Consider the following 8,781-nt stretch of genomic DNA (forward strand, 5'->3'; position numbering starts at 1 on the left):
TCACACCTCCTGCCGTAGCGGCTGTTGTTCGAAACGACGCTTTTCGGCGTCCAGCAGGTCGATCACCTTGCGCACGGCCGGATCCACCGCGCGGCGCACGGGGTCGCTCAGCCCGATCCGGTGCCCGAGATCGGCCGGCTCGCACCCCACGATCAGCACGCGACCGGCATCACCGCCGAGCGTGTCCAGCAGCGCGAGCACCGCATCCGGCTGCATGCCGTGGCCGTCGAACGCCGCCCCGGTGGTGCCGATGCGGTCGCCGTCGCGGAGTTCGAGCACCGAGATCGTGCCCGGTTCCTCGCCGCGCGGCGTCGCGTCGACCAGGATCGTCGTGTCGTAGCCGCCCAGCAGGTCGAATGCCAGGTGCACGCCGCTGATTCCGTAGTCGGCGACCTGGGCCCACGGCGGCAGTTCGACGTCGGCCAGCCGCCGGGCGACCTCGACCCCGAACCCGTCGTCGCCGAGGAAAACGTTGCCGATGCCGGCGATCAGCACTCGTGCTCGCATGGTCCCCCCTCACCGGGCTCGATCTCATCAAGGAAGAAGTAGCGGAAGCGCCCGTGCTCGCTCTGCAGCTCGGCGGCCGGGTCCTCGTCGAGCGTCACGGCGAGGTACTGCTCGTCGTCGACGTCGACGAACACGCCCTGCACCGTGGCCGTCCGGCCGTGCAGGAACATGTCCTGGGCGTCGGTGCGCCGCCTGCCCGGCTTGAGCCGAACCCTGCTTCCCTTGGCGACGCGCGTCCCGGCGACCTGGACGCTGTCGGTATCCGGCGACACCGACTCGTCCGCGGCGGGGTCCCACCAGGGCACTCGCGGTTCGCGGACGGTGGACCGGACCGACCGCATCGTGCCGTGCAGCCGTTCCAGCCACTCGGCGGGCAGGCCGTCGATCCCGTCCAGGAGGGCTCGCGCGTGTGGGTCGGTGCTCCTCGCGGCGCGTTTTTCCGCCTCGGTCAGCGCCATCGTCCGCAGCGTCAGGATCTCGTCGATCTCGGTGCCGTCGAACAGCGGCTGCGGGCTTTCCGGCGCGATAGCGGGATTGTCGTAGAGGATGATCGGCGAGGACAGCATCGCGTCGCTGCGATCCGATGCGCCGAGCAACACCGGCCAGGTGCGCACGTTCTCGCATTCCTCGACCACGGGTCTGGCCCACTCCGGCGGGTCCACGAGCGACAGGAAGGCGCCCTCGGTGACGCCGAGCAGCAGATGCGTGGCCACCAGCGAATGGCGCAACGCGCATTCCCGGGAGGAGTCCAGTTCCGCCCGGGCCGTGGTGTTCGCAACCAGGACACGGATCCGGAATCCGCCGTATGGCCCGGAGATCGGGCTCGCACTGATCCGTAACACGCCGGTGAGGGGCTGGCGAACGCGCACGATCCGGCCGCGCATCCGGCCGTCGGCGTCACGGAGTTCCTCGACGTCTTCGGCGCCATCGACCACCACGGCCGCCACGTGGTCGCCGGACAGTAACCGGGCGAGCGGCACGACCACATCACGCTCGTATTCGACGGTTTCGTCCCAGGCGGGCACGTCTTCGCCGTTGACGACGAGGTGCGACACCACGTGGCGGTTCGGGTCCTGCACCAGCCGCTGCTGCACGTGCAGGAAGCGCAAGCGGACGTGCAAGGTGGCCGTGGCAGGCGCATCCAGCACGCATTCGGTCTGCGTTTCGCCGTGCTCCCCGCGTTCCGGCGCTGCGAACGACGGCGGCACCAGGACGCCGAACTGCCACCTCGCCTGGTTCTTCGCCGCCGATGCCCGGTACGGGTACAGCAGGTACCCCTCGTACAGGACTGCATCGGCCACTGCTCGGGCCTGCTCGAACGTCGACGTCACGATGCCTCCCCTGCCTTGGCGAGCAGCGTTTCCACGGCCGCATCCCAGGTGGGCACCGCGTGCGCGGCCTTGAAGCGCAGCAGGGCGTCCACGGTTTCCCGGTGCAGCCGGATCCAGGTGGCGTGTGGGAAGTACGCGTCCATCAGCTCCCGCCAGGTCTTGGCGGGCATCGCATGACTCGCCTCTTGGTGCCACGGCACCTGCTGGACCCAGAACCCGTTGTCCCCTTTGCCGAAAACGGTTCCGCTGAAGAGCAGTGCGAACGGCACGACGCCGTCGCGCAGGCTGTGAAAGTACTTCCCGGATGCCACTTCCATGTCGTAGGTGCAGGGCACGGCCAGCTCCACCTCGGTGCTGCCGGTGAACCCGGGGACGAGAACCGACGCGGTCGCGAAGTGCATCGCACGCAGCGTGTGCCGCCACCGGTCGCGCCCGCCGAACAGGTTTCCCAGCAGTTCCGTCTCGTGCTCGTCGTATTCGCGTCGCTGCGGCTCGATGCGGATCTGGCAGCGCAGCGCGATCGAATGGATCCGCTCGGCGCGGTGCTCCGCGATTCGAAGCCGGAACCGCAAAACCGGCCCGGCACCGTAGAGTTCGGGCCGGATGTCGAGGCATTCGAAGGAGAGCTCAGACATCCCGGGCCTCGATCCGCTCGCCGCGCCGCCGCAGCGACTCGAAGAACTCCTCGATCCGGTCCCGCGCCTCGGTGCCGCCGTCGAAGCCCTTCCAGTGCGTCCGCACGATCCCGACCAGCCGGTAGCAGGCGTCGATCGGCACGAGGAAGCCTTCGAAGCCGTCCTCGGACTGCTTGATCAGCAGCGCCTCCACGTCCGCCTGCAATTCCGTTAGCGCGGGGTTGTCCCGCAGTGCCCGCTCCCACTCCTGTACCGGCAGCAGCGATTCGGTCGCGCCCGCAGGGCTCGGGTAGAAGGCCACCGGCCCGGCGACCGAACTGTGGAACAGGAATGCCATGCCGACCGGAATCTCGGTTGCGTCCCAGATCCGCGCGCCCGTGCCGAAATCCGGGAGGTGCCGGTATCGCTCGGGCACCGCGCGATGCTTGCCGCCACCCGCGCCGGGATGGGTGAACAGCAGGTAGCAGGCGCGGCACGTGCACAGGATCCGGCGCGACTCGATGTTGACGACATGCCGGTGTTCGGTTCCCAGCGGTTCCGTGCACAGCTCGCAGCCTCGCTCCGCGCCGGCCGGCGACGCCGACTCCGGGCGAGGTGTGGTGAAGCGGCGCAGTCCCGTGCTCACGAAGCGACCTCCGCCGGAAGCGCGACGCGCACCGAGCCCGCGTCGGTCAGCAGCGGCAGCGGGGAAAGGCTCTGCGCGGCCCGCTGCTCGGCGCGGCCCGCGCGGCGAACGTCGTAACGCTCCCGGCAGCGCGGGCACTCCAGGAGGACACCGTCCAGGAGCGCACCGGTGAAGGGGTTCGAGCAGGACGGGCAGTTGTTCAGGTAGGCGTAGAGGTCACCGTCGGTCCGGCACATGACCAGGGAAAGGTGGTCGACCGTCACCACGGTCACCTCGCCGGGTGCCAGGTCGCCGGCCGCCGCGACGTCGACCCACGCCGTCCCGGGGCCACTGGGCACCACGGGCAGCAGCGGCCGGCCACCCGGACCGGTTTCCCGTTCGGGCTCGACGATGCCCTCCACCTCGATGTCGGTGACCTCCGGGACCGCCTCGCGGATCGCGTTCTCGATGGCCAGCTTGACCGTCACCGTCGACGACGGGCAGCTCTCGCAACTACCGGTCAGCCGCAGGCGGACCACGGATCGCTCGTCGATACCGAGCAACTCGACATCTCCGGAGTGCGAACCCAGGTAGGGCCGCACCTCCTCCAGCGCCGCCGCCACCCGTTCTTCCACAGTGGACGGATGCAGGTCGTGTAGCGCCAGGAGACCGCCCACCAGGGGATCAGCGGCCAGCTCCGCATGCAGCGCGCCGCCGTCGGTCTCGCGGAGGATCTGCACGATCCGCCCGAGCCCTTCGCCGTAGAGCGGGACAATGGCGCGCACAAGTTCCTCGGCGCGCTCGGCGGCGACGGCATCGCCGTCCCGGTCGAACTCCGCCAGGAGCTGATCGATCCGGGCGGCCACCGCACTCGCCTCGTCTTGGCCCACCATCGCGGGCTCACACGCTGCCGTCGAATGCGTGGGGAGTGTGCAACTTCTCCAGCACGTGGCCGTTGCCCAGGTACATGTGCACCCCGCAGGGCAGGCACGGGTCGAAGCTGCGGACCGTACGCATGATGTCGATCCCCTTGAAGTTCTCCGGCGAGTTCTCCTCGAAGATCGGCGTGTTCTGCACGGCGTCCTCGTACGGGCCCGGGGTTCCGAAGCTGTCGCGAACGCTGGCGTTCCAGGGTGTCGGCGGATACGGGTGGTAGTTGGCGATCTTGCCGTCCCGGATCACCATGTGGTGCGAAAGGACACCGCGCACGGCCTCGGTGAAGCCGCAGCCGACGCCGTCGGCGGGGACCTCGAACGGCTCCCACGTCTTGGACCGGCCCGCCCGGACCTCGGCCAGCGCCTTGTCGACGAAATGCAGTGCCGCGGCCGCGCAATACGCCTGGAAGTACGTTCGGGCGCGGTTGCGCTCGATCGCGTTGCTCCACTTAGGAATCTTCCACTCGAAGGTCGTCTCCGGCTTGGTGGCGCTCTTCGGCAGGTTGATCACCACGCTGCTGCCGGTGGAGCGCACGTAACCGCCGATGTCGACGAGGCCGGCCAGCGCGGTGCTCCACAACCGCGCGATCGGGCCGCCCCCGGTGTCCAGCGCCAGATGCTCGCTGCCGTTGAACCAGCGCGGCGACATCACCCACGAGTACTTCTCGTCGAAATCGCGCTTTTGCGGCTTCGGGATGGTGTGCTGGTTCCACGGGTGGCGGCGGTCGACCGGGTTGCCCAGCGGGTCCCGGTCGACGAACATCTCCCGGTCCTCCCAGTCCTCGTAGTAGGAACTGCCGAGCAGGATCCGGATGCCCAGGTTGATGTCGACCAGGTCGTTGGTCACCAGGTCGCCGTCGATCACGATGCCCGGGGTGACGAACATCTTGCGTCCCCAGTCGCTCATGTTCTCGTACCGGAAGTCGCAGAACTCCGGGTTGTTCAGGCTCCCCCAGCACCCCAGCATGACCCGGCGGCGGCCGACTTCCTCGTAGCCGGGCAGCGCCTCGTAGAAGAAGTCGAACAGGTCGTCGTGCATCGGCACGCAGCGCTTCATGAACTCCACGTACCGCATCAACCTGGTCAGGTAGTCGGTGAACAGCTGGACGGTGGCGACCGTGCCGACGCCGCCCGGATACAGCGTCGAAGGGTGCACGTGGCGGCCCTCCATGAGGCAGAACATCTCCCGCGTCAACCTGCTGACCTGCAGGGCCTCCCGGTAGAACTCGCCCTCCAGCGGGTTGAGCGAGCGCATGATGTCGGCGATGGTCCGGTAGCCGTGGTCCCCGGCGTGCGGGGCCTCGGTCCGCTCGGCCAGTTCCAGCACACCCGGGTTGGTCTCGCGCACCATTTTCTCGCAGTAGTCGACCCCGACCAGGTTCTCCTGGAAGATGTTGTGGTCGAACATGTACTCGGCGGCCTCGCCGAGGTTGATGATCCACTCCCCGAGGTGCGGCGGCCGCACCCCGTAGGCCATGTTCTGGTTGTACACCGAGCAAGTCGCGTGGTTGTCCCCGCAGATGCCGCAGATGCGGCTGGTGATGAAGTGCGCGTCCCGCGGATCCTTGCCCTTCATGAAGATGCTGTAGCCACGGAAGATCGACGAGGTGCTGTACGCCTCGACGACCCGCTTGGCCGACCAGTCGATCTTGGTGTACATCCCGAGGCTGCCGACGATCCTGGTGATCGGATCCCAGGACATCTCCAACAGGTCGTCCTTCGCGGTCTGAGTCATGTCACGGCCTTTCGTGCGTCACCAGGTCGGACTAAAGCCGGTGTGCAGCTCACGGCCCGTGACCCGCCAGGACGGCTCCTTGTCGGCTGTGTTGCGCGTGATGTCGCGCAGGCGACGGATCGCCACCCCGTAAACGCCGCTGGCGGTGCTCGACACGCGCGCCCCGGGCGGCTCGTCCATGAACGGCATGAACTTGTCCGGGAAACCCGGCATCGTGCAGGCGATGCAGATCCCGCCGACGTTCGGGCAGCCGCCGAGCCCGGACATCCACCCGCGCTTGGGGACGTTGCACTGCACGACCGGCCCCCAGCAACCGATCTTGACCAGGCATTCCGGATCGCCGTACCGCCGGGTGAACTGCCCCTGCTCGTAATAGCCACCGCGATCGCAGCCCTCGTGCACCGTGGCGCTGAACAGCCACGTCGGCCGTAGCTTGTCGTCGAGCGGAATCATCGGCGCCTGCCCGGCGACCTGGTAGAGCAGGTACAGCAGCGTCTCGGAGAGGTTGTCCGGCTGGATCGGGCAACCCGGCACGCACACGATCGGCAGGCCCGCCTTGGATTTCCAGTCCCAGCCGAGGTAATCCGGCACGCCCATTGCTCCGGTCGGGTTGCCGGCCATGGCGTGGATGCCGCCGTAGGTGGCGCACGTTCCCGCGGCCAGCACCGCCAACGCCTTGGGAGCCAGCCGATCCAGCCACTCGCTGGTCGTCATCGGCTGCCCGGTCTCCGGGTTGTTGCCGAAACCGCACCAGTAACCTTCGTCCTTGATCGCCTCATTGGGGATCGAGCCCTCGATGACCAGCACGAACGGTTCAAGCTCGCCGCGATCGGCCCGGTAGAACCATTCGATGAAGGTGTCCGCGCCCTGCTCGGGACCGCACTCGAAATCGATCAGCGGCCAATGCACCTGCACCTCGGGCAGCCCGGGCAACGCTCCCAGCACGATCTCCTCGATGCTCGGCTGGGACGCCGCCGTCAACGCCACCGAGTCCCCGTCGCAGCTCAACCCGGCGTTGATCCAGAGGATGTGCAGCGGCCCGGTCGCCTCTCCCCCAGATGCGGGTCCGCCGTCGTCTCGTGCCTTCGCCGAAGTCATCTCGGTCCCCCCTCGCATAACCGAAAAACAGGGCGTCAACCCGGCTCGTCCTCCAACGCGTGCAGCGTCAACTCCCACAGCGCGTGGTAAATCGTCGTCTGTGCTTCCTGGATCCGGTGGACCGACGGAGACGGCACCACGAACAGGTGGTCAATGGAGTCCGACTCGGCCATCTTCCCGCCCTCGTAGCCCGCGATACCCACGGTCAACAGGCCCTGGCGGCCGGCTGCGTCGAACGCGCGCAGCAAGTTCGCCGAGTTCCCGCTGGTGGACAAGCCGACCGCGATATCGCGCGGCGTGCCGAACGCGGCGATCTGCCGTGCGAACACCACGTCGAAACCGACATCGTTGGACAACGCGGTGACCACGGCGATGTCGCTGGTCAACCCGATGGCGGGCAGGGGGCGGGAACCGCGCCCCGGATGCAGGAACAGGCTGGCCATGTCCTGCGCGTCGGTCGAACTGCCGCCGTTGCCGAAGGCCAGCAGCCTGCCCCCGGCGGCGAACCGTTCGGCCATTTCCGTGGCACAGGCGATCAATTTCACGCGGTTGCGCTGCCGGACTTCGTCGCGCAGTGCGAGGATCTCCCGCGATTTGTCCTCAGTGGATATGCGCACGTCATTGAGCACGGCATCGACGTCCACCGGCGCTCCGGACAGGAACGGGTAAAGCGCGGAGCTCGCCCCGGCATCACCCTGAGTAGCATCCACGGCGTCCTCCTTCACGATCGCGATGGCCTCACCCGCGTGCACGAGGACGGTGTCGCCGACCTCGGCTGGAACCAGCGCGACGCTGACCTCCTCGTGACCCGCGGCGGTCGACACCACCGCGAGCCCGTCGTCCCGCAGTTCCATAACCTGCACCGCAACAGCTTCGTCGGAACACGTCACGCAAGCGTCACCGCGGCATCCGCTCGTGGGCAACGCGGCGGGATCCGGCGCCGACTGGGCGCTGCTCATGCGACCACATCCGGTTCCAACGTCCCCGGCTGGTCGAAGAACACATGCACCAACTCCCAAAGGATGTGGTACATCGTCACGTGCACTTCCTTGATCACGCGCGGATCGTCGGCCCGCGCGACGAGCACGTGGTCCACATCGGAGGCCGCCAGCACGCCGCCATCGCCGCCGACGAGCCCGATCGTGAGCAGCCCGCGCCGGCTGCTTTCCTCCAGCCCGAGCAGAACGTTCTCGTCGTTGCCGTGGGTGGAGATTCCCAACGCGATGTCCTCCGGATCGGCCAGGTAACGAACCTGGTGAGCGAACACCTCATCGACGCCCTCCCCGGTGGCCACTCCCGTCACTGTGGCCACATCCGAGGTCAACGAGATCGCCGGCAGCGCCCGCTTCCCCACGATCACCGGATGGACGAACTCCACCGCCACGTGCTGCGCATCGGTGCTCGGGCCGCCGTTGCCGAAGACGACCAGCTTGCCGCCCCGATGGAACCGCCGCGCCATCGCGTAGCAGGCCCTCGCCACTTTCTCCGCGTCCACCAACAGGTTGTTGATCGGATCGACGCGACTCTCGAAAAGCCGGTCGACCACAGCGAAATCCGGTGACCGCACCATCGTGGTCACATCCTTGAGCGCTGGGCGACATAGCGACTCCGACGCTAAGCCGGTGTGCAACGGCCCACAAATCGATGTTGGCACCGCCGACCCCCACGTCCCGGCCGCTATCAGTTCCCGTGTCGCACGGGCAGTGCCCCGGGCCCGGGTCGAGGCCGGAATGACGCGGAAACGTTCCCGCTGCCCTGGCTCGAACAAATGCGTCAGATCGCTGGCACACGCCGCCTTCTCGGGCCGGTTACTGGCCGTAGCAACGACGCGCGCACTTCACGTCTTGGCGGACCCGGTAGGTTCGCGACTACGCCGCCTGGATCAGTATGGCCGCCGACTGCCGATCCTCGACTTCACCTACCTTGCTGAAGAAAA

The 8,781-nt window shown here is 67.8% G+C and carries 9 protein-coding genes and 1 pseudogene; all 10 read right to left on the minus strand.

The window, feature by feature from the left end; genetic code table 11:
• The gene (locus tag BJ970_RS00515) at window positions 1–507 is read right to left on the minus strand and encodes a hydrogenase maturation protease (RefSeq protein ID WP_184722106.1); all 507 of its coding nucleotides are present in this window, start codon (window positions 505–507) and stop codon (window positions 1–3) included.
• Window positions 489–1,838 carry a hypothetical protein gene (locus tag BJ970_RS00520; RefSeq protein WP_184722109.1) on the minus strand — a complete coding sequence of 450 codons (1,350 nt, stop codon included), beginning with the start codon at window positions 1,836–1,838 and terminating at the stop codon, window positions 489–491. Before BJ970_RS00520 ends, BJ970_RS00515 begins: the two co-directional genes overlap by 19 nt.
• Window positions 1,835–2,473: a DUF6084 family protein gene (locus BJ970_RS00525; RefSeq protein ID WP_184722112.1), complete on the minus strand. Its 639-nt coding sequence runs from the start codon at window positions 2,471–2,473 to the stop codon at window positions 1,835–1,837. Before BJ970_RS00525 ends, BJ970_RS00520 begins: the two co-directional genes overlap by 4 nt.
• On the minus strand, window positions 2,466–3,098 hold the full coding sequence (locus BJ970_RS00530) for a DUF5947 family protein (RefSeq protein WP_184722116.1): 633 nt from the start codon (window positions 3,096–3,098) through the stop codon (window positions 2,466–2,468). The genes BJ970_RS00525 and BJ970_RS00530 overlap by 8 nt, the downstream gene beginning before the upstream one ends.
• The gene (locus BJ970_RS00535; RefSeq protein WP_184722119.1) at window positions 3,095–3,970 is read right to left on the minus strand and encodes a NifU family protein; all 876 of its coding nucleotides are present in this window, start codon (window positions 3,968–3,970) and stop codon (window positions 3,095–3,097) included. The genes BJ970_RS00530 and BJ970_RS00535 overlap by 4 nt, the downstream gene beginning before the upstream one ends.
• Before the next feature lie 7 nt (window positions 3,971–3,977).
• Window positions 3,978–5,747 carry a nickel-dependent hydrogenase large subunit gene (locus BJ970_RS00540; protein ID WP_184722122.1) on the minus strand — a complete coding sequence of 590 codons (1,770 nt, stop codon included), beginning with the start codon at window positions 5,745–5,747 and terminating at the stop codon, window positions 3,978–3,980.
• A gap of 18 nt (window positions 5,748–5,765) precedes the next feature.
• Complete coding sequence (locus tag BJ970_RS00545; RefSeq protein WP_184722125.1) at window positions 5,766–6,845, minus strand: NADH-quinone oxidoreductase subunit B family protein; 1,080 nt, start codon at window positions 6,843–6,845, stop codon at window positions 5,766–5,768.
• A 35-nt stretch (window positions 6,846–6,880) separates the two neighbouring features.
• Window positions 6,881–7,555 (minus strand): D-sedoheptulose-7-phosphate isomerase, encoded by a 675-nt coding sequence (locus BJ970_RS00550; RefSeq protein WP_312864424.1) that lies wholly within the window; start codon window positions 7,553–7,555, stop codon window positions 6,881–6,883.
• Window positions 7,556–7,804: pseudogene (locus tag BJ970_RS38725) on the minus strand (HypC/HybG/HupF family hydrogenase formation chaperone); the annotation flags it as partial.
• Window positions 7,801–8,415: a D-sedoheptulose-7-phosphate isomerase gene (locus BJ970_RS00555; RefSeq protein ID WP_184722128.1), complete on the minus strand. Its 615-nt coding sequence runs from the start codon at window positions 8,413–8,415 to the stop codon at window positions 7,801–7,803. The pseudogene BJ970_RS38725 and the gene BJ970_RS00555, both read right to left, overlap by 4 nt.
• Between the last annotated feature and the right edge of the window lie 366 nt (window positions 8,416–8,781).

Source organism: Saccharopolyspora phatthalungensis (assembly GCF_014203395.1).
In the GTDB taxonomy this organism is placed as follows: domain Bacteria; phylum Actinomycetota; class Actinomycetes; order Mycobacteriales; family Pseudonocardiaceae; genus Saccharopolyspora; species Saccharopolyspora phatthalungensis.

What these genes read in the sequence shown, in the direction of transcription:
- BJ970_RS00540 (WP_184722122.1), bottom strand. Translation starts at nt 5,747, where the DNA reads ATGACTCAGACCGCGAAGGACGACCTGTTGGAGATGTCCTGGGATCCG.
- BJ970_RS00545 (WP_184722125.1), bottom strand. Translation starts at nt 6,845, where the DNA reads ATGACTTCGGCGAAGGCACGAGACGACGGCGGACCCGCATCTGGGGGA.
- BJ970_RS00555 (WP_184722128.1), bottom strand. Translation starts at nt 8,415, where the DNA reads ATGGTGCGGTCACCGGATTTCGCTGTGGTCGACCGGCTTTTCGAGAGT.
- BJ970_RS00535 (WP_184722119.1), bottom strand. Translation starts at nt 3,970, where the DNA reads ATGGTGGGCCAAGACGAGGCGAGTGCGGTGGCCGCCCGGATCGATCAG.
- BJ970_RS00515 (WP_184722106.1), bottom strand. Translation starts at nt 507, where the DNA reads ATGCGAGCACGAGTGCTGATCGCCGGCATCGGCAACGTTTTCCTCGGC.
- BJ970_RS00525 (WP_184722112.1), bottom strand. Translation starts at nt 2,473, where the DNA reads ATGTCTGAGCTCTCCTTCGAATGCCTCGACATCCGGCCCGAACTCTAC.